At 73.2% G+C, this 21,484-nt stretch carries 20 protein-coding genes; 8 read left to right on the top strand and 12 right to left on the bottom strand.

Annotated features, from left to right (window positions below):
• Positions 1 to 160: 160 nt before the first annotated feature.
• Genes AB0N04_RS22665 through AB0N04_RS22655 form a run of 3 tightly spaced genes read right to left on the bottom strand, consistent with a single transcriptional unit; the run spans position 161 to position 1,918 of the window.
• Positions 161 to 772 carry a dTDP-4-dehydrorhamnose 3,5-epimerase family protein gene (locus tag AB0N04_RS22665; RefSeq protein ID WP_360217323.1) on the bottom strand — a complete coding sequence of 204 codons (612 nt, stop codon included), beginning with the start codon at positions 770 to 772 and terminating at the stop codon, positions 161 to 163.
• Between the two features lie 19 nt (positions 773 to 791).
• On the bottom strand, positions 792 to 1,454 hold the full coding sequence (locus AB0N04_RS22660; RefSeq protein WP_360217326.1) for a sulfotransferase family protein: 663 nt from the start codon (positions 1,452 to 1,454) through the stop codon (positions 792 to 794).
• Positions 1,455 to 1,471: 17 nt separating this feature from the next.
• Entirely contained in the window at positions 1,472 to 1,918 is a 447-nt protein-coding gene (locus AB0N04_RS22655) for a carboxymuconolactone decarboxylase family protein (RefSeq protein ID WP_360217329.1), read from the bottom strand.
• Positions 1,919 to 2,183: 265 nt separating this feature from the next.
• Here AB0N04_RS22655 and AB0N04_RS22650 point away from each other — a divergent pair, with 265 nt between their 5' ends.
• From AB0N04_RS22650 to AB0N04_RS22635, 4 genes are all read left to right on the top strand, one after another.
• Complete coding sequence (locus AB0N04_RS22650) at positions 2,184 to 3,497, top strand: amidase family protein (RefSeq protein WP_360217332.1); 1,314 nt, start codon at positions 2,184 to 2,186, stop codon at positions 3,495 to 3,497.
• 2 nt (positions 3,498 to 3,499) lie between these two features.
• Entirely contained in the window at positions 3,500 to 5,002 is a 1,503-nt protein-coding gene (locus tag AB0N04_RS22645; protein WP_360217335.1) for a glutamine synthetase family protein, read from the top strand.
• A gap of 89 nt (positions 5,003 to 5,091) precedes the next feature.
• Positions 5,092 to 5,427, top strand: coding sequence for a 4Fe-4S dicluster-binding protein (locus tag AB0N04_RS22640; protein WP_360217338.1), 336 nt, complete (start codon positions 5,092 to 5,094; stop codon positions 5,425 to 5,427).
• Positions 5,424 to 7,304, top strand: a complete 1,881-nt coding sequence (locus tag AB0N04_RS22635; RefSeq protein ID WP_360217341.1) for a hypothetical protein — start codon at positions 5,424 to 5,426, stop codon at positions 7,302 to 7,304. Before AB0N04_RS22640 ends, AB0N04_RS22635 begins: the two co-directional genes overlap by 4 nt.
• A gap of 69 nt (positions 7,305 to 7,373) precedes the next feature.
• On the opposite strand, the gene AB0N04_RS22630 is transcribed toward AB0N04_RS22635, so the two are convergent.
• The 6 genes from AB0N04_RS22630 to AB0N04_RS22605 all read right to left on the bottom strand — a co-directional run bounded on the left by AB0N04_RS22630 (position 7,374) and on the right by AB0N04_RS22605 (position 14,485).
• Positions 7,374 to 8,117, bottom strand: a complete 744-nt coding sequence (locus AB0N04_RS22630; RefSeq protein WP_360217343.1) for an antibiotic biosynthesis monooxygenase — start codon at positions 8,115 to 8,117, stop codon at positions 7,374 to 7,376.
• A gap of 92 nt (positions 8,118 to 8,209) precedes the next feature.
• Entirely contained in the window at positions 8,210 to 9,697 is a 1,488-nt protein-coding gene (locus AB0N04_RS22625) for an FAD-dependent monooxygenase (protein ID WP_360217345.1), read from the bottom strand.
• 51 nt (positions 9,698 to 9,748) lie between these two features.
• Positions 9,749 to 10,891, bottom strand: a complete 1,143-nt coding sequence (locus AB0N04_RS22620) for an FAD-dependent monooxygenase (RefSeq protein ID WP_360217347.1) — start codon at positions 10,889 to 10,891, stop codon at positions 9,749 to 9,751.
• Positions 10,888 to 11,847, bottom strand: a complete 960-nt coding sequence (locus tag AB0N04_RS22615) for an aromatase/cyclase (RefSeq protein WP_360217350.1) — start codon at positions 11,845 to 11,847, stop codon at positions 10,888 to 10,890. Before AB0N04_RS22615 ends, AB0N04_RS22620 begins: the two co-directional genes overlap by 4 nt.
• Before the next feature lie 17 nt (positions 11,848 to 11,864).
• Entirely contained in the window at positions 11,865 to 13,400 is a 1,536-nt protein-coding gene (locus AB0N04_RS22610) for an FAD-dependent monooxygenase (protein WP_360217353.1), read from the bottom strand.
• A gap of 56 nt (positions 13,401 to 13,456) precedes the next feature.
• On the bottom strand, positions 13,457 to 14,485 hold the full coding sequence (locus tag AB0N04_RS22605; protein WP_360217356.1) for a methyltransferase: 1,029 nt from the start codon (positions 14,483 to 14,485) through the stop codon (positions 13,457 to 13,459).
• Positions 14,486 to 14,701: 216 nt separating this feature from the next.
• On the opposite strand from AB0N04_RS22605, the gene fabG reads away from it, so the two are divergent.
• Positions 14,702 to 15,484 carry a 3-oxoacyl-ACP reductase FabG gene (gene fabG, locus AB0N04_RS22600; RefSeq protein WP_360217359.1) on the top strand — a complete coding sequence of 261 codons (783 nt, stop codon included), beginning with the start codon at positions 14,702 to 14,704 and terminating at the stop codon, positions 15,482 to 15,484.
• A 33-nt stretch (positions 15,485 to 15,517) separates the two neighbouring features.
• Entirely contained in the window at positions 15,518 to 16,135 is a 618-nt protein-coding gene (locus tag AB0N04_RS22595) for a DsbA family protein (protein WP_360217362.1), read from the top strand.
• A 9-nt stretch (positions 16,136 to 16,144) separates the two neighbouring features.
• Here AB0N04_RS22595 and AB0N04_RS22590 read toward each other — a convergent pair whose 3' ends face one another.
• The 3 genes from AB0N04_RS22590 to AB0N04_RS22580 form a co-directional block, all read right to left on the bottom strand.
• The gene (locus AB0N04_RS22590; protein ID WP_360217365.1) at positions 16,145 to 17,023 is read right to left on the bottom strand and encodes an NmrA/HSCARG family protein; all 879 of its coding nucleotides are present in this window, start codon (positions 17,021 to 17,023) and stop codon (positions 16,145 to 16,147) included.
• 90 nt (positions 17,024 to 17,113) lie between these two features.
• Entirely contained in the window at positions 17,114 to 17,383 is a 270-nt protein-coding gene (locus tag AB0N04_RS22585) for an acyl carrier protein (RefSeq protein WP_360217368.1), read from the bottom strand.
• A gap of 34 nt (positions 17,384 to 17,417) precedes the next feature.
• Positions 17,418 to 18,146 carry an SDR family oxidoreductase gene (locus AB0N04_RS22580; protein ID WP_360217371.1) on the bottom strand — a complete coding sequence of 243 codons (729 nt, stop codon included), beginning with the start codon at positions 18,144 to 18,146 and terminating at the stop codon, positions 17,418 to 17,420.
• A 301-nt stretch (positions 18,147 to 18,447) separates the two neighbouring features.
• On the opposite strand from AB0N04_RS22580, the gene AB0N04_RS22575 reads away from it, so the two are divergent.
• On the top strand, positions 18,448 to 19,935 hold the full coding sequence (locus AB0N04_RS22575; RefSeq protein ID WP_360217374.1) for an FAD-dependent monooxygenase: 1,488 nt from the start codon (positions 18,448 to 18,450) through the stop codon (positions 19,933 to 19,935).
• A 32-nt stretch (positions 19,936 to 19,967) separates the two neighbouring features.
• Positions 19,968 to 21,431, top strand: a complete 1,464-nt coding sequence (locus AB0N04_RS22570; RefSeq protein WP_360217377.1) for an FAD-dependent monooxygenase — start codon at positions 19,968 to 19,970, stop codon at positions 21,429 to 21,431.
• Positions 21,432 to 21,484: the final 53 nt, after the last annotated feature.

The following is a 21,484-nucleotide window of genomic DNA, read 5'->3' as shown; positions in this document are numbered from 1 at the left end:
CGGCAGCCGGAGTCCGCGGACTCCGGCTGCCGTTCCCTTTGGCGTCGTGCTGGCGTCGTGCGCCTGCCCGTCCCGCGGTCGTGCGGATGCTCGTGGTGCGGGCGCGTCCCGGTCGGTGGCCGTCCGGCCGGCGGGGTGCTCCGGCGTTCCGGCACGGCCGCTAGCGGCCGCCGTTCACCAGCGCGGGGAAGGGCCGGGGGAGGCACTCCTCGTAGGTGGGCAGCAGGCCGGCCGCCGCCGCCTCGGCCAGGGTGGGCGCCGCGGCGTCCTTGTCCGAGCGGATCGGCTCCTCCTTCAGGTCCCAGGGCAGGCCCAGGGCCGGATCGAGCGCGTCGACGTCGATCATGGTGCCGTGCACGTACTCCTGCGAGCAGAGGTAGCTCATGCAGGTGTCGTCGCTCAGGGCCAGGAAGGCGTGACCGATCCCGTCGGGCAGGTACACCGCCGTCCCCGTCTCCGGGCTCTGGTACGTGACGTCGTAGTGGCCGAACGTCGGCGACCCCACCCTCAGGTCGACGGCGATGTCGAGCGCGCTGCCGCGCACGCAGGTGACGAACTTCGCCTGGCCGGGCGGGACCTTGGTGCCGTGGATGCCCCGGAGGGTGTTCCGCCTCGACACCGAGTAGTTGACCTGGCGGACCGCGAACTCCCAGCCGCTGGCGGCCAGCAGGGCGCTGGTCTTCACCGACTCGAAGAAGTACCCGCGGCGGTCGCTCAGGGTCTCCGGCTCGACGCGGTACGCGCCGGGGACCGTCATTTCCGTGATCAGCACCGAATGCTCCCTCGCTGGCTCAACCGGTCGGGGCCGGACCGGCGCCGGCCGCCTGGGCGATCCGCTGCCGCATGGCCGCGGAGTCGTTGGCGTGCGGGAAGTCCTCCTCGGGGACCTCGACGCCGAGGAAGGCGCAGAGCGGCTCCCACCCCTGCTTGACGTCGTACACGAGGACGTTGTCCGCGCCGAGGGCCCGCACGACCTCCTCGTTGTGCCGGTGGTACGCCTCGATGGCGTGGTCCTTGTCGGTGAACCGGCCGCCGAAGATGCCGTCCCAGACCATCGTGCTGGTGACGCGGAGCAGCCGGTCCTGGTGGGAGCCGGGCTCCGGCGGGTTCTCCGCGCTGCGCAGGACGAACTGGAAGAGGGTGTCGTGGGTGCTGCGGTACCAGCCCTCGGCGTCGCGCACCGTGAGGATCACCTTGGCCTCCGGGAAGGCCTCGCTGATCTGCCGGTAGTAGACGGCGCAGGGGCCGTCCACGGCGGAGGTGCGGCCCTCGAAGAGCGCCGCCCAGTCGGGTTCGGCACCGTCGCAGACGACCTTCTCCCACTCCTTGAGCCGGGTCTCGTCGCCGACGATGTCGAACATGTGAAAGCAGGGGCCGAGACCGAGCCGGTCCAGGGCCACCTGCAGGGACGTGGTGCCGGTCCTGCCCAGGCCGGCGTTGATGAGCTTCAACACGGTGGTCGGGCTCCTTCTCAGCGCCAGACGGCGGGTTCCTGGTTGGTGGCGACGTTGACGCGGTTCCAGAAGTTCACCAGGCCGATGTGCATGACCAGCGCGCCGAGCTGCTCGTCGGTGTAGTACTGCGAGGAGTCCTCCCAGACCGCGTCCGAGGCCATGTCCTGCGGGTCGGTCATCAGGGTGACCGCCTCGGCCATCTCCAGCGCGGAGCGCTCGGCTCCGGTGAAGCAGGACTCCTCGCGCCAGGTGGCGACCTGCGGCAGACGCTCGTCCTTCGGCCCGTCCTTGCCCGGCTCGTCGGTGAGCAGGTAGACCCGGCCGTTGATCTCGCTGACGCGCAGCCGGATGAGGTCGAGGGTCGACTGCGGCACTCCGACCTTGCCGATGACCTCGGTCAGGTCGAGCAGGGGCTGCAGGGTGCCGGGAACGACCAGAGAAGGGTTGTCCATCCGTGGGGTCATCGGGTCTTCTCCTGAGTGATAAGTGCGCCTGAATTACCTTCCGAAACATGCTGCTAGGAGCCCGCCGCATTCGCAAGAAATCCCGTTCAACTGAGGAATGCGCGCAGATGCAACACCGGCAATCGGCAAGTTGCGGGAAATTCGGCCGATGTCCTGTAGTGGACTCGTGTCAGTCCCCACCACAACGACGAGGCAGTCGATCTGCCGCAGCATTCCCGAAACCCGGAAATTCCTCCTCGAAGGTCATTCCACGGTCGCCGGGCACGTGCTGGACGTGCTCGGCGCGATCCGCGCCACGGACCCCTCCCTCGGCGCGTACGTCGAGGTCGCGCAGGCCCGCGCGCTGCGCGAGGCCGAGGCGGCCGACCGTCTGCTGGCCGCCCTCGGCCCGGCCGCCTTCCGCGACCGGCCGCTGCTCGGCGTCACGGTATCGGTGAAGGACCTCATCCAGACAGAGGGCCTCCCCACCAGGCGCGGCTCGCTGCTGCCCAACCGGCGGCCCGCCGCCGACGCCCCGTCCGTGGCCCGGCTGCGGGCCGCGGGCGCCATCGTCGTGGGGAAGACGACGACGTCGGAGTACGGCTGGAGCGCGAGCACCGTGTGCCGGGTCTCCTCCCCCACCCGCAACCCCTGGGCGCTCGGCCGGACGGCCGGCGGCTCCAGCGGCGGCTCGGCGGCCGCGGTGGCGGCGGGCCTGTGCACCGCCTCGCTCGGCACCGACGGTGCCGGGTCGGTGCGCATCCCCGCGGCGTTCTGCGGCGTGGTCGGCTTCAAGCCCTCCTACGGCCGGATCCCCTACGTGCCGCCCTGCCCCGAACGGCTCTCGCACGTCGGGCCGTTGGCGCGGACGGTGGCGGACGCCGCGGCGCTGACGGCGGTGCTCGGCGGCGCCGACCCGCGCGACCCCGACTCGGGGACGACGCCGCTCGTGGCCGCGGCGGAGCCCGCCGGGCTGCGCATCGGCTGGATCGAGTTCCCGGGGACGTCCGGGCCGGTCCGCGACGTCACCGAGGGCGTCCTGCCGGTGCTGGCCGCGCTGGGGCACCGGGTCGACCGGATCGAGGTGCCGTTCCCCGACCCGTACCGCGCCCTGGTGGACATCCTGGCCGCCGCCGACGCCCACGGCACCGCGCCGGAGGACGACCCGGGGTGCGACCCGGGCCGGCTCGCGATCGTGCGCTACGGCCGCTCCCTGGGCGCCGCCGCGGTGGCCCGCGCCGAGGAGACCAGGCTCGCCCTGCGGGCCCGGCTGGCCTCGGTGATGGAGTCCCACGACCTGCTGGCGATGGCGACCGTCCCGATCGAGGCGTTCGCCGCCGAGGCGATCGCCCCGCCGTGGGCGGCCGACCCCGAGGACCTGCGCTGGCTGTCGTGGGCCCCCGCGGCCTACCCGTTCAACCTGACCGGCCAGCCCGCGCTGTCGCTGCCGGTCGGCCTCACCCCGGCCGGGCTCCCGGTCGGGCTCCAGCTCGTGGGCCGGGTCGGTGCCGACGGCCTGGTGCTCTCGACCGCCGAACTCGTCGAGACGGCGCTCGGCCTCACCCTCACTCCCCCCGGCATCACAACGGAAGGAAGATGATCATGGTTTCCAGGTCATGGTCCCTGCACGGCGGCGACGAGAGCGTGGGGCGCCCCTCGTTCGTCGCCGAGTTCGGGCTCTGGGACGAACGGCAGGCCGCCGCCGCCGAGCAGGTCGAGCTCCAGCTGGACGAGGTCGACCTCGTCCGGGTCGTGTTCTGCGACCCGCACGGGCTCGCCCGCTCCAAGACCGTGCCCGCCGGCGTGTTCCGCTCGGTGCTGCGCAACGGCATGGACTTCAGCGCCGGGCCGTTCCTCTTCGACACCGGCCACGCCGTCGCCGTCGACTTCCTCGCCGACGCCGGCGTCGGGGTCGGCGAACTGCGCGGCGCCGGCGACTTCGTGCTCGTCCCGGACCCGCGCACCTTCCAGGTGCTGCCGCGGACCGAGCCGCGGACCGCCTGGGTGCTCGGCGACGAGTACCTGCGCGACGGCACGCCGCACCCGCTCTCCGCCCGCAACGTGCTGCGCCGGGTCTGCGCCGACTACGCCCGGCACGAGCTGTCCCCGGTCATCGGCCTCGAGGTCGAGTGGTACCTCACCCGGCTGACCGGCGGCCCGGTGGGCAACGAGGGCAACGGCTTCGGCCTGCAGGGCCCGGCCCCGCAGGTCGAGGCGGTGAACCCCGGCTACCAGTTCAACCTGGACAGCGCCTACGACTCGGTGGCCCACGTCGCCGACCCGCTGGCCGCGATGCTGATGCGGCTCGGCCTGCCGCTGCGCTCCTTCGAGCACGAGTCCGGCCCCGGGCAGCTGGAGACCACCTTCAACCCGATGCTCGCCCTGGACGCCGCCGACGCCATGCTGCTGTTCCGCACCCAGCTCAAGCAGGAGTGCCGGCGGCGCGGCTACCACGCCTCGTTCATGACGCTGCCCCGTCTGGACAGCTTCGACCCCAGCGGCTGGCACCTCCACCAGTCGGTGACCAGCGCCAAGACCGGCGTCAACCTCTTCGCCGAGGGCGACGGCCTGCAGGACGCCATCTCCGCCGAGGGCCGGGCCTACACCGAGGGCCTGCTGTCGCACGCCCGCGAGTTCTGCCTGCTCTCCGTGCCGACCGTGAACGGATACCGGCGCCTGGCACCGGAGTTCACGCTCGCGCCGACCTCGGTGGACTCGCGGTTCGAGGACCGCAGCGCTATGGTCCGGATACTCAGCGGCGGCAGCTCGACCCACGTCGAGAACCGGATCGGGGAGCCCTGCGCCAACCCCTACCTGGCCATCGCCTCCCAGCTGCACGCGGGCCTCGACGGGCTGCTCGCCGGCGTTCCGGAGCAGCCCGCCGCCCACCGGCCGCTGCCCCGCACCCTGCACGAGGCGCTCGAGGCCTTCCGCGCGAGCGACCGCGCCGAACGACTGCTCGGCGCACCGCTCAAGTCCTGCCTGGCGAAGCTCAAGGAGAGCGAGGCCCGCCGGTTCGACACCTGGTGCGCGGCCGAGCTCCCGGAGAGCGCGCCCGGCGGCGTCACCGAATGGGAGCAGCGCGAGTACTTCGGCGCGTTCTGAGCCACCCGCACGGGCGCCCGGCCGCCGGGCGCCCGCCGCACGAGCAGTCCCGCACGACCTGACGGGCCACCACTTGTGAGGAGAAGACCATGCCATGGGTGAAGGACACTCCTTCAGTCACCACCACCGCGCGTGAGGAACGGATCGCCCGGCGGTCCCGCGACGAGAACTGGAAGAAGCCGCCGCGCCGCATCGAGACGTCCGAGTGCATCACCTGCGACACCTGCCTGCGCAGCTGCCCGGCCGAGTTCGGCGCGATCTTCGACAACGGGCTCAACGTCCAGATCATCCCCGAACTCTGCTCGGGCTGCCCCAAGTGCGTGATGGTCTGCCCCGTCGACTGCATCTACGTGGACGAGGAGTGGACCGCCACCGAGGACCGGATGTGGGACCACGTCGACCTCACCGCCAGGGGCACTTCATGACCCTGCCCACCGAGCGGGACGACACCCTCACCCGCAGCGCGGCGCTGGCCAAGGCCCGGCAGAGCCGGCGGCCCAGCCGGCTCGGCCGCCCCGCCGGCGCCGGCGGGCCCGACTACCTGACCCCCGAGGACTCCGGCTTCCCGGCGCTGCTCGCGCAGACCTGGCGGCGGGCCGCGGCCGCGCCGGACCTCGCCACCGCCGTGGACACGCTGCTCACCCTCGCCGGGCACGTCCCGGCCGACATCCAGCTGCGGGCGCTGCCCGTCGAGGACGAGGCCGCGCTGAAGGTCCTGGTCGGCCGGTCCTGGCGGGACGACGGCCGGGCCCCCGACCGGCCCGGGGACGCCGCCACCGCGTTCCTCGGCGAGATCGGGCTGGACCGCAGCGGCCGGCTCGCCGTCCGCGTCCCGTCCCGGGGCGCACTGAGCGACACCGCCGACCTGGTCGACGGCGTCCTGCGGGTGCCCTGGACCGCCGAGGACCTCGCCGCCTACCGGACCGAACTGGCCCTGGCCGCCGAGCGCTGGCGGCAGTCCGTCGCCGACGGCCGCCGGTGGCTGGCGGCGGCCGGCCCCGAGGGCCGGCGCGAGCTGCTCGACACCCTGAAGGAGGCGGCGCTGCGGACCGCGCCGTTCGTCCTCTACGTCGGCGAACGCCAGTACACCAACTTCCGCGACCGGAACAACCTGACCGGCAAGACGCTGCGGCCGGGCCACCCCGACTGCACGCTCACCAGCCTGGGGACGGTGCCGCTCGACCTGTGGGCGGACGGCGACGTCCTCCTGGTGGTCTGCCTCACCCTGCTGGTCCGCTCGGCCGGCTACGCCCGGATCGAGGAGGCCAACGGGACCCAGCTGACGCTCGACCACGTGGCCCTGCTGCTGGAGCGGACCCGCACCGCCTACAACGCGGCCGCCGGGGAGCTGCCGCCCGTACCGGCCCCGGACGGGCACGGGGTCGCCGCGCTCGACGCCCTCGCCGGGGCCCTGGCCGCGCGGCGCCGGGAGCTCGTCGGGAGGGTGCAGCTCTACCGGGAGATCTACGGCCCGCTGATGCACAAGATCGAGCGGGTCGCGGGCCCGGTCAAGGACGACGCCCGCCGGCTGGAGGCCGAGCTCTGCGCGCGGCTGCGCGAGCGGCTCCCCGTCGCCGGGGACACCCTCGACGAGCTGACCGCCTCCGTCGCGGCGTCGCCGGACTGGCTGGCCGGACCGCACGGCGCCTTCGGCACCGGGCTGGAGTCCCTGGTGCACGAGAGCGTGCGCGCGGCGACCGCGGTGTTCGACGCCGACTTCGCGATGAGCCGGGGGATGCGCTCGCTCCCCGCACTGATCGCGGCGCTGCGCGCCGAGGAGTACGCCAGGATCGCCGAGTGGGAGATCCCGCACTTCTTCTGCTGCGTCGTCCCGTCGGAGGACTCCCGCCGGCTCTTCGGCGGCTCCGCCGCGCACCTGGCCGACACCGCGTGGGCGATCTCCTCGCGGATGCAGTACAACTCGTGGCACTTCCTGGTCGGCAACCTCCCGAAGGTGCCCGAGATCGCCGCGCGCGACCACTTCGTGCCGCCGGTGATCCCGGACGTCGCGTACTACTCCGACCAGCACCACAACGGCCACGTCGCGGCCCGGGTCCGCTTCACCGTCCGCAGCCCGCAGGCCGTGGAGGTGCTGGGGCGGACGTTCAACGGCTTCATGGACCTGCGGCTGCTGCGCTGCGAGGGCCTGCCCTTCGACGAGCAGGACCTGCTGGCGGCCCACCGGCTCTCCGGGTTCGTCGCGCGGGCGACGAGCCGGGCGGCGGCGCTGGTCGCCGCCGGAGCGCAGGTCGAGGTCTCCTCCTTCGACTCCCGGTGGCACTGGGACTCGATCGCCGGCTGACCGCACGAACCCCGAAGGGGCCCCCGGCTGACTGCCGGGGGCCCCTTCGGGGTTCGTGCGGTGCGGGGGTCAGACCGCCACCGGGTCGCCCGCGGAGCGGGTGTGCACCGGGCGGTAGCCGTTCCAGTCGGCGCTGGTGATCAGCGAACCGCGCTTGGCCCCGAAGCCGCTGCGGGCGGTGGACCAGTCGGCCTCGGCCTGGGTGCGGAAGGCGTCGTAGGCCTCCTTGCCGGCCCACTGGGAGTAGACGACGACGAAGTCGTTGTCGGTGCCGACCGTCGCCAGGGTGCTGTCGCCGCCCTGCAGGTTGCGGGACCGGATGCCGCGCAGCACGGTCCGCGAGCGGTAGCCGGGGACGTCCAGCAGCCAGGAGTGGGCGGTGCTCTCGTGGGCGACCAGGGCGCGCTGGTCGGCCGGGTCCACGCCGAGCACCTCGATGACGGTGTAGTCGTCGCGGTCCGGGGAGACCTCGGTGACGTCACCCAGCGACGGGTGGCGCAGGCTCGACTCCACCTCGTTCTGCATCAGCCGGACGTAGGTGGTGATCTCCCGGAAGACCGGGACGGTGTGGTGCTTGAACTCGCTGTCGTTGTACCGGGACTCCAGGTCGTCCATGCCGCGCCACTGGATGAAGTTCAGGGTGCCCGGGGTGTGCTCGCCGCGGTGCACGGTGCTGGAGATCCAGCCCGGGAAGTCCGCGGTGTCGACGATCTTCGACATCTCCTTGACCAGCGTGTCCACGCGGTCGCGGGAGTCGGTCTTGAACAGGTTGAGGACGGTCAGGTGCCCGTCTTCGGGGTTGATGAACGGCATGATTCCTCCTTGGTTAGCGTGGACTTGGTCAGCGTGGACGTGGCTGGCGTGGAACGCCCGCGGTGGCGGGGCGTCCGGTCCTGGTGTCCGTCTCAGTGGGTGTCACGGGGGGCGCCGAAGAAGCGGCCCAGGGCGTCGGTCAGGCCGGCCGCGCCGGAGCCGCCGGAGCCGATCCAGGCGATGTAGCCGTCCGGCCGGACGAGCAGCGCCTCGACGTCCGCGAGCGCTCCCTCCGGCCGGGCCGCCGTGGTGACGACCGGGACCCGGTCGGTCCACGGGGCCGCGGCGGCGGCCAGGGCCTCGTCGCCGCGCAGGTCGAGGACGACGCCGCGCCCGCCGTGCAGCAGCCCGAAGACGGTCGGCGCGCCGTCCGGGCCGTCGGGGAGCGGGAACTCCGGCAGCCGCCGGCCGAGCAGCGGGTGGTCGCCCTCGGCGGCCCCGTAGGTGATGTCCAGGCCGGTGACCATGCCGACCAGGTGCTTGCGGACGTCCTCGTGGGCCATCAGTTCGGCGAAGACCGCGCGCATCGGCGCCATCTCGGGGCCGCCCAGGTACAGGCTGCGCTGGGAGAGCGTGTTGGCGAGGATGCGGTCCCCGACCGGGTGGCGCTCGGTGTGGTAGGTGTCCAGCAGCCCCTCCGGGGCGTGGCCGTGGATCTCGGCGGCGAGCTTCCAGCCGAGGTTGACGGCGTCGCCGAGGCCCGCGCTGATGCCCTGCGCGCCGATCGGCATGTGGATGTGCGCCGCGTCGCCGGCCAGGAAGACCCGGCCCCTGCGGTACTCGGAGGCCTGGCGGGTGGAGTCGGTGAAGTAGCTGAGCCAGCGCGGGGTGCCGCTGCTGATGTCCTCGCCGGTCACCCGCTTGAACGCCTCGGCCACCTCCTGGAAGGTGGGCGGTTCGGTGGTCGGGCGCACGCCCGCGCCGCGCTCGAAGACCACGACCCGGGTGGTGTCCGGGCCGACCGGCAGCACCACGACCATGCCCGCGTCGCCGAGCTCGCCGGTGGGCCGCAGCCGCACCTGGACGTCGGTGACGTCGGCCATCAGCATCTCGATGGTGGCCTCGTGGCCGGGGAAGTCGATGCCGGACAGCTTGCGCACGGCGCTGCGCGCGCCGTCGCAGCCCACCACGTAGCGGGCGCGCAGGGTGCGCGGGCCCTCCGGGGTGTCGGCCCGCACCTCGACGCCCTCGTCCCCGGCGGTCAGGCCGGTGAGCTCCCAGCCGCGGCGGATCCCGGCGCCGAGTCCGGTCGCCCAGGTGTGCAGGATCGACTCGGTGAGCGCCTGCGGCACCCCGCGCACGCCGAAGTTGCCGCCCGGCACGATGGTGTAGTCGAGCGGCATCCCGCCGAAGTGGCCGATCGGGATGACGCCCATGTCGCCGAACCGTTCCAGCAGTCCGCGCTGGCCGAACTCCTCCATGGTCCGGGCCGAGAAGCCGAGTGCGCGGGACTGCCGCATCGGCTCGGTCAGCCGTTCCAGTACGACGGCCTCGACCCCCGCCAGGCGGAGTTCGCCCGCGAGCATGAGACCGGTGGGGCCGGCCCCCACGATGATCACGTCCGTGTCAAAGTCCTGCACTGTCCTCTTCCTGCCTTCCCTGCGCATCCGTTCTTCACAACCGGTCGTTCCTCACGGGCGGGCGTCGAGATTGCTCGCCGTCGCCGTCAGGTGGGCGCGGACCTGCTCCAGGCCGATCAGCTCGGCGAGGACCGCGCGCAGCGGCTCGGCCTCCGGGCCGCCGAACATCAGGTGCTCCTGGGCCGCGACGTGGTCGAGGACGCGCGCCGCGACGGGGCGCCGCTCGTCCTGGTAGGTGTCGAGGAGTCCGGGGGCGGCCGTGCCGTGCACCGTCGCGGCGAGCTTGCGGCCCAGGTCGACGGCGTCCTGGAGGCCGAGGTTGAGCGCCTGGCCGCCGACCGGCGGGTGCCAGTGGGCGGCGTCGCCGGCCAGCAGGACCCGGCCGCGCCGGTAGGCGTCGGCCAGGCCCTTCGCGGTGTCGAAGGCGTCCAGCCAGATCGGGGTGCCCCCGGAGACGTCCTCGCCGGTCACCCGTGCCCAGGCCCGGACGACCTCGTCGAACCCGGGCGCGCCGCGCCGCCCGGTCACGGCGTCGCCGAACGCGTGCACCATCACCCGGGTGACGCCGCCGCGGGTGGACGCCACCGCGAAGCCCCCGGGGAGCCGTTCGAAGCGGCGGTCGCGGATCCGCAGGCCGGTGAGGTCGGCCCGGAGCAGTTCCCTGGTCGCCGCCGTCTCCGTCACCGGGAAGCCGGCCAGCCGGCGCACCGTGCTGCCGGAGCCGTCGCAGCCGACCAGGTACCGCGCCGTGATCCGCCGCGGGCCGTCGGGGCCCGCGGCCTCGCAGCGCACGTGGTCCGGTGCGGCGGTGAGGCCGGTCAGTTCGTGCCCGCGCAGGACGGTGGCGCCCAGTTCGACCGCGCGGGCGCCCAGGGCGGCCTCGGTGCGGTACTGCGGCACCTTCCAGTTGCCCCCGAAGGGGCTGTCCACGGGCGACAGTTCGAAGCCCAGCCCGCCGAAGTGCGTCCGCGGCTCGTGCGCGGCCTCGGCGAGCAGCGCGCCGAAGCCCCGCTCGTGGAGTAACTCCGCCGTACGCGTGGTCAGTTGACTGGCCCGCGACTCGGTCATCGGGGTGGTCAGCCGCTCCAGGACGACCACCGGGACGTCGGCCCGCCGCAGCTCGCAGGCGAGCAGCAGCCCGACGGGGCCGGCGCCGACCACGACGACCGGCGCGGCCCCCCGGGACGGGTTCACGACTCGGCGCGCCCGCTGCGGACACCCTCGGCGTGGGCCTTGGCGAGGCCCAGGGTGGCCAGGCTGTTGGTGCTCAGCGCGGTGCGGACGAACTCCTGCGCGGTCCGCACCGTCGCCTCCGGACCGAGCACCGCGGCGATGTTCTCGGTGTTGATCCGCACGGTGTGCCGCGAGGTCACCGACACCCCGCCGCCGGCCCGCTCCTCGATGAGCCAGCGCCCGGTGTGCAGCGTCATCAGCGCGGGCAGGACGACCTGCTTGTAGACGATCGCGGTGGACGGCCGGCAGACCCGGACGGAGCGGGTGGTGTGGGTGCTGCCGTCCTTGGTGCGGGTGTCCATCTCCAGGATCTGGAGCCCCGGCTCGTCCTCCTCCAGCGACACCCGGGCGACGTGCGGCAGCCGTTCCTGCCAGAGCTGCGCCTCGTTCAGGAAGTCGTAGACGTCCTTGCCGTGGCCGTCGACGGTCACGGTGTCGTCGAAGGTGATCAGCTCGTCGGGGCCGGACGCCTCGGCGCTCGACTTCAGCGCCCGGAGCTCCGAGGCGCTGTTGCGGTCGACGGCCTCGCTGATCCAGTCGAGGTCGGCCGGGTCGTCGGTGGCCGCGTAGAAGTCGTGCAGCAGGCGCACCCGGCAGGAGCTCCCGGAGACGGGCTCCACCACCCAGGCGCCGCCCATGGCGCCGACCGGGTGCTGCGAACGGACCTGGCGGAACGCCACGCTCATCCGCTCCGGGTCGTGCAGGCGGCTGGAGGTCCAGGTCTTCGCGGCGCCGTTCGCCGTCGCCCAGAGCCGGATCAGCTCGGTGTCGCCGTCCTTCTCGACCACCTCGGCGTGCACGGTCGGGGGGAAGATCTCCGGCCACCGGGTGACGTCCGCGATCAGGGCGTACACCAGTTCGGCGGGGGCGGAGACGTTGATCTCGTGCTCGGTCTCACGGACCGCGTTCTCGGTCACGTTGGTTCTCCTCTCGGTTACGAGGCCCGTAGGCCCTGTCTCGGACCCGGGGCGTGTCCGCCGGACGGGCCCTGCCGGGCCTCGCCGAACCAGCGCCGCAGCGCGGCGTCGAGACCGCCCCCGTCCGGCGCCGTCCAGGCGATGTAGCCGTCGGGGCGGACGAGCACCGACTCCGTCGCGGCGCCGCCCTCCTCCGGTCCGGCGGGGAACTCCCGCACCCGGACCAGGTCGACGCGGTCGGACCAGCCGGCGGCGGTGCGGGCGGTCTCCCCCGAGGCGTCGGCGGTGATCAGGACGCCCCGGGCCGGGTGCAGCAGCCGCGCGGCCCGCACGGAGCCGCCGTCGGCGAGCTCCAGCTCGCGGTCGGCCAGCCGGCCGCCGAGCAGCGGGTGCGCCGCCGCCCCGGGCGCCGGCCCGCCGACCGGGTAGCCGATGTCGAGGCCGCTCACCATGCCGGACAGGTGCCGGGCCGCGGCCGGGATCGTCACCAGCTCGGCCATGACGGCGCGCAGCGGCTCGACCGACCGGCCGGCGAGGTTGAGGACGCCCTGGGCCAGGGTGTTGCGCAGCAGCCGCGCGCCCACCGGGTGGCGTTCGGCGTGGTAGGTGTCGAGCAGGCCCTCCGGGGCCCGCCCGCGGACCGTCGCCGCCAGCTTCCAGCCCAGGTTGAAGGCGTCCTGCACGCCGACGCTCAACCCCTGGCCGCCGGCGGGCAGGTGGATGTGTGCGGCGTCGCCGGCCAGCAGCACCCGGCCGCGCCGGTACTCGGTGGCCTGGCGGGTGGCGTCGGTGAAGCTGCTCACCCAGCGCGTCTCGCCGTGGTGGATCGAGTCGCCGGTCAACCGCTGCCAGGCGTCCGCGACCTGGGTGAACGTCACCTCGCGGCCGCGGTCGGGCGGCGTCCCGTTCTCGCAGACGATGATGCGGGTGTAGCCCTGTTCCAGCGGCGCCGACATCACCATGCCGTTCGGCAGCAGCTCGCCGATCATGCGCGGTTTGATGTCGCAGCCCCGGACGTCCGCCAGGTACATCGCGCGGGTGGCGTCGGAGCCGGCGAACTCGAAGCCGGCCAGCCGCCGGACGGTGCTCCGCCCGCCGTCGCAGCCCACCAGGAAGCGGGCCGAGTACTCCCGCTCGCCCTCCGGCCCCCGCACGGTCGCGGTGACGCCGTCCCCGCCCTCGGTCAGCCCGGTGAACCCGTGGCCCCGGCGCAGGGACACGCCCAGCTCCAGCGCCCGGCCCTCGAGCATCTCCTCGACCTTGTACTGGGGGGCGCCGCGGACGCCGAAGTGCGACCCCTCCAGCACCCCGAAGTCGATCGGGATGCCGCCGAAGTGCCCCTGGCGGGTGGTGGTGATGTTCTCCAGCCGCTCCAGGATCCCGCGCTGGTGGAACATCTCGGTGGCGCGCGCGGTGAACCCGATGCCGCGCGACTCCCAGCTCCGCTCGGCCCGCTGCTCGAAGACGATGACGTCGGCGCCGCCGAGGCGGAGCTCGGCCGCGAGCGTCAGTCCCGCGGGACCTGCCCCGATAACAATGACATCGGTATCCATGTTTTCTTGTCCTGAGCCTCGACTTCTGCGATGGGGGACCGGCTCACCTGCCGGGATCAGGCCGGGATCGCCTCGATGATCGAGATCGGCGCGGTGGTCGGGACGGCCCGGGTGAGCGTGAAGCCGGCCTTCGCGAACAGCTCGGAGTACTGCTCCAGCGTGCGGTCCTGGGCGCCGAGCATCAGCATCAGCCAGAGGTCGATGGAGTGGCCGAGGTGGTGCTCGTTGTTCTCCGGGAGCACGTACTCGACGACCAGCAGCTTGCCGCCGGGGGCCATCGCCTCGCGGGCGTTGCGCAGCGCGGTGACGGCGTCGGCCTCGCTGAAGTCGTGGATGATGTGCTTGAACAGGTAGGCGTCGCCGCCGGTCGGCAGCGCGTCCAGGTGGCCGCCGTGCGCGATCGTCAGGCGGTCGGCGACACCGGCCGCCTCGAAGAACGCCGGCGAGTCGACGGTCGCGGCCTCGGAGTCGTACAGCACGCCCTTGACGTCCGGCGACTGCTGCAGGATGCCCGCCAGGAGGCCGCCGCGGCCGGCGACGACGTCCACCACGGTGCCGAACTGCGAGAAGTCGTAGGCGGCCAGGATCGGGTCGGTCTCCGACTCCGAGAGGCGGCCGAACGCGTTGAAGAAGACGCCCGCGTACTCGGGGGTCGCGTGGAAGAACTCCAGCGCGTTCATGCCGCGCAGCTTCGGCAGGTTGGGCTCGCCGGTCTCCACGGCGGTGAAGAGGTGGCCCCACTCCTCCCACAGCAGGGGGTGGCTCATCAGCAGCGCGAAGCCGCGCATCGAGTCGGTCGCGTCCTCGCGGAGCTTCTCGGACAGCGGCGTCTGCTCGTAGCGGCCGTCCGGGCGGACGGCGAACACCCCGTGGCCGGCCAGCGCGCGCAGGATGCGGTGGGTGGACTTGGCGTCGGCACCGGCCCGCTTGGCGATCTCCTCGACGGCCAGCGGCCCCTCGGCGAGGATGTCCGCGACGCCGAGCCGGGCGGCGACGGAGATCGCCTGGGTGATCACCGCGCCCTGGATCAGGTCGAGCAGCGAGTAGGAGTCCGACTGATCACGGACCTCGGGCGATGCGGACATGGCTTTCCCTTCAGAGCGCCTTTTCGTGGATTACCCGACGATAGGTCGGCGCTTATCAGGGCCGCAACCCGGCATTATGGGAATTGACTGTCGAACGTTCAACTGAAGAATTGAGGCAGTTGAACGCGATGACCTCGACCACCCCTCGACCGGGAATCCGGCCCATCTTGTCAGCTTGTTCCGACCCCGCACACACCCCGAAAAGGAGCAGGCGGAATGGCTGACAACGGACAGCAGGTAGCACTGATCACCGGCGGTACCAGCGGAATAGGCCTGGCGGTCGCCGAGACCCTGGCGGGCCAGGGATTCCGGGTCTTCCTCTGCTCACGGAACCCCGAGAGCGTCCGGGCGACGGTCGAGAAGCTGCGCGCGGACGGCCACCGGGCCGACGGCCTGGCCGCCGACGTCCGCAAGCCGGAGGACGTCGCCCGGCTCGTGGACGCCGCCGTGGAGCGGTACGGGCGGGTGGACGTCCTGGTCAACAACGCCGGCCGCAGCGGCGGCGGCGCGACCGCGGAGATCGCCGACGAGCTCTGGTACGACGTGATCGACACCAACCTGAACAGCGTCTTCCTGGTGACCAGGGCCGTGCTCAAGTCGGGCGTGGTCGAACGCGGTTGGGGCCGGATCATCAACATCGCCTCGACCGGCGGCAAGCAGGGCGTGGTGCTCGGCGCCCCCTACTCGGCCTCCAAGCACGGCGTCGTCGGCTTCACCAAGGCGCTCGGCCTGGAGCTGGCGAAGACGGGCGTGACCGTCAACGCCGTCTGCCCCGGCTACGTGGAGACCCCGATGGCGCGGCGCGTCCGCGAGGGCTACGCCGCCCACTTCGAGACCACCGAGGACGCCATCCTGGAGCGCTTCCAGGCGAAGATCCCGCTCGGCCGCTACTCCACCGCCGAGGAGGTGGCCGGCCTGGTCTCCTACCTGGTGTCCGACGTGGCGGCGCCGGTGACCGCGCAGGCGATCAACGTCTGCGGCGGCCTCGGAAACTACTGACCGCGACCGACCGAGACCCCCGAGGAGCCGACCTTGCCGCACGACGAACAGATCCCGGTGGACTTCTGGTTCGACCCGACCTGTCCCTGGGCGTGGCTGACCTCCCGCTGGATCCTGGAGGTCGCACGGCACCGGCCCCTCGACGTCCGGTGGCACCTGATGAGCCTGACCGTGCTCAACGAGGGGCGGACCGACCTGCCCGAACGCTGGCACCGGGACCTCGCGCTGCGGATGGAACCGGTGCGGGTCTGCGCCGCCGCCGCCCGGAAGCACGGCCCGGAGGTGCTGGGCCGGCTGTACACCGAGCTCGGCACCCGGTTCCACCTCGGGAGGGCCCCCAAGGAGCGGTCCACCTACGAGGCGGCGCTGGCGGCGGCGGGGCTCGATCCCGCCCTGGCCGACGCGGCCGGATCCGACGTGTTCGACGGCGCGGTGCGCGCCTCGCACGACGACGGGATCGGCCGCGTCGGCACCGACGTGGGCACTCCGGTCCTCGCGGTGGGGGACGTGGCGTTCTTCGGCCCGGTGGTGACGCCGACCCCGCGCGGCGAGGCGGCCGTGCGGCTCTGGGACGGCGTCCTGGCCGTGGCCGGGACCGACGGGTTCTTCGAACTCAAGCGCACCCGCACCCGCGATCCGATCTTCACCTGAACCCCGCCGTCAGCCCCGGGAGGCGGCCAGCGGGGAGGTCCAGTTGTCGCCCAGCCAGGTCTCCAGGGAGACCAGGTCCGGCCGGATCCGGCGCAGTTCGGGCAGGTCGGCCCGGTAGCCGTCGCGCTCGAACCAGTCGAACATGTTGGCGAGGTCCTCGCGGGCCGCGCGCAGCGGCTCGATGGGCAGCTGCTGGAAGCGGGTCGGCACGCCGGACACCGCCTGGAACGCCGCCGCCATCTGCGGACCGGTCAGCTCCTCGCCGGCGATCTCGACCACCCGGCCGAGCCACGCCTGCGGGTCGTCGAAGGCGTCCGCGGCGAAGGCGCCGATGTCGCTGGTCGCGATCAGCTGCACCGGGGTCTCCGGATCCAGCCACATGGCCAGCACCAGCTCGCCCGCCACCGGGCGCGGGGCGATGTCGAGGAGGATGTCGTGGAACATGACCGGCCGCAGCACGGTCGTCGGCAGGTCCAGCGTCCGCAGGTACTGCTCCACCTCCAGCTTGCTCTCGAAGTGCGGGACCCTGGTGTCCCGGTCCGCACCGCCCACCGAGCTGTAGACGAAGTGCCGCACGCCGGCGCGGACCGCGGCGTCGGCCACCGCCCGGCCCTGGCGCACCTCGGCCTCGCAGCCGCCCGGGCCCCGGAAGGTCTGGACGCTGAACACCCCGTGCACGCCGCGCATCGCCTCGAACAGCGACTCCCCGTCGTCCAGGTCGCCGCGGACCAGGACGGCGCCGGCCTCGGCGAGCGCGCGCGCCTGCGCCTTCTCCGGGTCGCGGACCAGGGCGTGCACGGTGCGTCCGCGGCGCAGCAGCTCACGGGCCACCGCCCCGCCCTGCCGACCGGTACCGCCCAGCACCAGAATCGTTTCTTCTACCGCCACTGTGTGTCTCCGTGTCTCGTGCCCCCCGGGTCCCCGCCCGGTCCGGCGCTCGGTTGTGATGACCGCGAACGGCCGCGACCCCGCGCGGGATCAGGCCGCCGACATGACCTTCAGCTGCAACAGCGAGTTGACGTAGTCGACGAGGTCCCGGGCCGTGTCGACGTCGCCGACCTCGTCCTCGAAGAGCGCTATGCCGAACTCCCGCTCGATCCGGCTGTGCGTCTCGAGCAGGGCCAGCGAGTCGTACCCCAGCTCCTCGAAGGTGCGGTCGGGCGCCTCCTCGAGCGGCAACGCGTCCTCGGCCTCGCCCGCGCACTGGCGCATGATGGTCTGGAGGTCACTGATCGTGATCTGGAGCAAAGCCGTTCCTCTTTCTGGTTGGGGACGTTCCGCGCTACCACGGAATGGATCCGTCGTCCGCCAGGCACTCGCCCGACGGGCCGGCCTCGTCCAGCAGGGCGAGCCGGACCGCGATCACCGCTCCCTCGGCGGGCGTCCGGTGACCTCGGTGGTGGTTGATGTCGGTGGCCACCACTCCGGGGAGGGCGGCGTTGACCTTGATCGGGGTCCCGCGCAGCTCCTTGGCGTACGCGACCGTCACCGCGTTCAGCGCGGTCTTCGAGGACTGGTAGGCGATCATGTTGACCCCCGCCAGCGGGGACCCCGGGTTCGAGTTCAGGGTCAGCGACCCGACGTGGCTGGACAGGTTGACGATGCGCCCGGCCGCGGAACGGCGCAGCAGCGGGAGCATCGCGTTGGTCACGGTGACCACGCCGAAGACGTTGGTCTCGTAGACCTCCCGCAGGTCGTCGGCGGTCGCCTCGCTGGGCGCCCCGGTGAAGCCGCCCGCGACCCCGGCGTTGTTCACCAGGACGTCCAGGCGGCCGTACCGCCGCTCCACCTCCCGGGCCGCCCCCTCCACCGAGTCGCGGTCCGTCACGTCGATCCGCAGCGGCACCGCCGTGACGCCGTCGGCGGCCAGCGCGTCGGCGGCCTGCTTGCCGAGCAGCTCGTCCCGCGCGCCGACGAGGACGACCACCCCCTGCTCACCGAGCTGCCGCGCGATGGCGAATCCGATGCCCTTGTTGGCACCGGTGATGAGCGCGATCTTCTCGACCGGCACGTCTCTTCCTTTCGTGTGGGGCGTTCCGGGCCCGGCGCGCCGCCGCACCGGAGCCGGGGCCACGGAACGCGCGAGACCGGGCGGCCCGCATTCGAGGGCCGAATTGCTCACGCATTCACATTGCTGGTCCGCAATTGCCGGGTGCACCTCCGACATTGCCGTGCCCGATTTCCCGTTCAAACGCGCTGAATCCACAGTCGAACGTTCGACTGCTGCGTGCGCATTCAACTCATTGCAGTCGAACACCGCACTGGGTAGCTTCACCATGGCCAACTATTGCCACAGCGCAGAGGGCCTGAATATGAAAACAGCTGACGTCATCGTGGTCGGTGCCGGGCCGGTCGGCCTGCTGCTGGCCGGAGAACTCCGTCTCGGCGGGGTGAACGTCGTCGTCTACGACAAGCTTTCCGCCCCCACCGACGAGTCCCGCGCGCTCGGCTTCAACCGGCGCGCCGCCGAATCGCTCGGGCAGCGCGGGCTGCTCCCCCGGCTGGGCGAGTTCCGGTGGGGCCCGATGGGGCACTTCGGCGGGGTCCGCTTCGACCTCGACATGCTCGACGAGGACCACAGCGGCGTGCTCGGCCTGTCCCAGGTCAGGACCGAGACGGCACTGGCCGGTTGGCTGGCCGACCTGGGCGTCCCGGTGCGCCGCGGCCGCGAGGTGACCGGACTGCGCGAGGAGGCCGACGGCGTCGTGGTCTCCTTCGAGGGCCCCGACGGCCCCGGCGAGGAGACCGCCGGCTACCTGGTCGGCTGCGACGGCGCGGGCAGCACCGTCCGCGCGCTCGCCGGCATCCCCGCCACCGAGTGGGCCGCCACCCGGGGGATGTACACCGCGGAGATCACCGGCGTGGCCCTGCGCCCGCGGCCGATCGGCGAGCGGCTCCCCGGCGGCAGCATGGTGGTCTGCACCCCGCTGGGCCCCGGCCGCTTCCGCGTCGTCATCCACGACCTGTCGCTGCCCGCCCGCCCCGAACCGGGTGCGCTCACCTTCGCCGAGGTCGCCGACGCCTGGCAGCGGCTCACCGGGGAGTCCATCCACGAGGCGCAGCCCCAGTGGCTCTGGGCCTGCGGCAACTCCGCCGCGCTGGCCGAGGAGTTCCGGCGCGGCCGGGTGCTGCTGGCCGGCGACGCCGCGCACGAGATCCCGCCGCTGGCCGCCTGGGGCCTCAGCGCCGGCCTGCAGGACGCCGCGAACCTCGGCTGGAAGCTCGCCGCCACGATCGCCGGCCGGGCCCCGGAGGGCCTGCTCGACACCTACCACGCCGAACGCCACGCGGTCGGGCGGGAGTTGGTCCGCAACGCCCAGGCGGCGCAGAAGATCTACCTCGGCGAGGCCGCGATGGAGCCGATCCGCGAGGTGATGGGCGAGCTGCTGGCCCACCGGGACGCCGCCGAGCAGATCGCCGGCATCGTGAGCGGCCTCGGCATCCGCTACGAGCTCGGCAAGGGCGACCACCCGCTGCTCGGCCGGCGCCTGGCGCCCGAGCGGGAGCTGACCCTGGCCGACGGCACCCGCACCCGCGTCGCCGACCTGCTGCACACCGGGCACGGCCTGCTGATCACCACCGGCCAGGACGACGGGGCCGCCGCGCACGCCACCGGCCGCACCGGCCTCGACCTCGTCACCGGCACCTGGACCACCACCCCCGACGAGCCCCTCGACACCGTCCTGGTCCGCCCCGACGGCTACGTCGCCTGGACCGCCCCCGGCAGCGACGACGACCTCACCGCCGCTCTCGACCGCTGGTTCGGCCCCGCCCGCGCCCCCCGCACCGCCGGCCGGTGACCGGCCGCATCGATCCGAAGAGGAGCGAACACATGACCAGGGACGTGATCGTCGTCGGCGCGGGCCCGGTCGGGCTGATGACCGCCGGCGAGCTCAGGCTGCGCGGCGTGGACGTCGTCGTCTACGAGCGGCTGGCGGCCCCGACCAGGGAGTCCCGCGGCGCGAGCTTCACCAGGCGCACCGCCGAGTGCTTCGACCAGCGCGGTCTGCTGGGCCGGCTCGGCGCCACCGAACCCGCCGACAGCCACTTCGGCGGGGTGCCGATCGACCTGCGCGGGCTCGCCGAGGACCACCACGGGCACCGCGGGATCTCCCAGTTCCGCACCGAGCGGATGCTCGAGGAGTGGGTCGTCGAGCTGGGCGTGCCGATCCTGCGCGGCCACCGGGTGACCGGCCTCCGGGAGACCGACGGGGGCGTCGTGGTGGCCTTCGAGGGCCCCGACGGGCCCGGCGAGGACACCGCCGGGTACCTGGTCGGCTGCGACGGCGGGCGCAGCACCGTCCGCAAGCTGGCCGGGATCGACTTCCCCGGCACCGAGGGCGTCCGCGGCTTCTTCAGCGCCGACGTCACCGGCATCGACACCCGCAAGCGGCGCATCGGCGAGGACCTGCCGGGCGGCAGCATGGTGATGGCGATGGACCTGGAGAACGGCGTCACCCGGATCGTCGTGCACGAGGCCGGCACTCCGCCGCGCGACCGCGACTCCCTCGTCTTCTCCGACCTCGCCGACTCCTGGCAGCGGCTCACCGGCGAGTCCATCCACCACGGCGAGTGCCGCTGGATCAGCTGCTTCACCGACGCCTCCCGGGCCGCCGCACAGTACCGGCGCGGCCGGGTGTTCCTGGCCGGCGACAGCGCGCACATCCAGCCCCCGGCCATGGCGCAGGGCCTCAGCGTGGGCGTCCAGGACGCGGTGAACCTCGGCTGGAAGCTCGCCGCCACGATCGCCGGCCGGGCCCCGGAGGGCCTGCTCGACACCTACCACGCCGAACGCCACGCGGTCGGCGAGCAGTTGGCGCGCAACGCCCGGGCGGCGATCGAACTACGGCTCACCGGCGCGGACATGGACCCGGTCCGCGGCATCATGTCCGAGCTGGTCGCCCACCGGGACGCCGCCGAGTACCTGGCCGGGATGCTCAGCAACCTCGGCATCCGCTACGAGCTCGGCAAGGGCGACCACCCGCTGCTCGGCCGGCGCCTGGCGCCCGGCCGCGAGCTCACCCTGGCCGACGGCACCCGCACCCGCGTCGCCGACCTGCTGCACACCGGGCACGGCCTGCTGATCACCACCGGCCAGGACGACGGGGCCGCCGCGCACGCCACCGGCCGCACCGGCCTCGACCTCGTCACCGGCACCTGGACCACCACCCCCGACGAGCCCCTCGACACCGTCCTGGTCCGCCCCGACGGCTACGTCGCCTGGACCGCCCCCGGCAGCGACGACGACCTCACCGCCGCCCTCGACCGCTGGTTCGGCCCCGCAGCACGGGACTGACGCACCGCCAGAAAGCACCGCCGAGGGTCCAGGAACCCTCGACCGGGGGTCCA

Origin of the sequence: Kitasatospora sp. NPDC051702, from assembly GCF_040681575.1 — a bacterium.
Taxonomy (GTDB): Bacteria; Actinomycetota; Actinomycetes; order Streptomycetales; family Streptomycetaceae; genus Kitasatospora.
Note: the sequence above shows the minus strand (reverse complement) of the source record. Positions and strands in the feature narration are given on the sequence as shown.

Coding starts and splice junctions, on each gene's coding strand:
- AB0N04_RS22635 (WP_360217341.1), top strand. CDS start 5,424: ATGACCCTGCCCACCGAGCGGGACGACACCCTCACCCGCAGCGCGGCG.
- AB0N04_RS22610 (WP_360217353.1), bottom strand. CDS start 13,400: ATGGATACCGATGTCATTGTTATCGGGGCAGGTCCCGCGGGACTGACG.
- AB0N04_RS22575 (WP_360217374.1), top strand. CDS start 18,448: ATGAAAACAGCTGACGTCATCGTGGTCGGTGCCGGGCCGGTCGGCCTG.
- AB0N04_RS22640 (WP_360217338.1), top strand. CDS start 5,092: ATGCCATGGGTGAAGGACACTCCTTCAGTCACCACCACCGCGCGTGAG.
- AB0N04_RS22630 (WP_360217343.1), bottom strand. CDS start 8,117: ATGCCGTTCATCAACCCCGAAGACGGGCACCTGACCGTCCTCAACCTG.
- fabG (WP_360217359.1), top strand. CDS start 14,702: ATGGCTGACAACGGACAGCAGGTAGCACTGATCACCGGCGGTACCAGC.
- AB0N04_RS22605 (WP_360217356.1), bottom strand. CDS start 14,485: ATGTCCGCATCGCCCGAGGTCCGTGATCAGTCGGACTCCTACTCGCTG.
- AB0N04_RS22655 (WP_360217329.1), bottom strand. CDS start 1,918: ATGACCCCACGGATGGACAACCCTTCTCTGGTCGTTCCCGGCACCCTG.
- AB0N04_RS22645 (WP_360217335.1), top strand. CDS start 3,500: ATGGTTTCCAGGTCATGGTCCCTGCACGGCGGCGACGAGAGCGTGGGG.
- AB0N04_RS22570 (WP_360217377.1), top strand. CDS start 19,968: ATGACCAGGGACGTGATCGTCGTCGGCGCGGGCCCGGTCGGGCTGATG.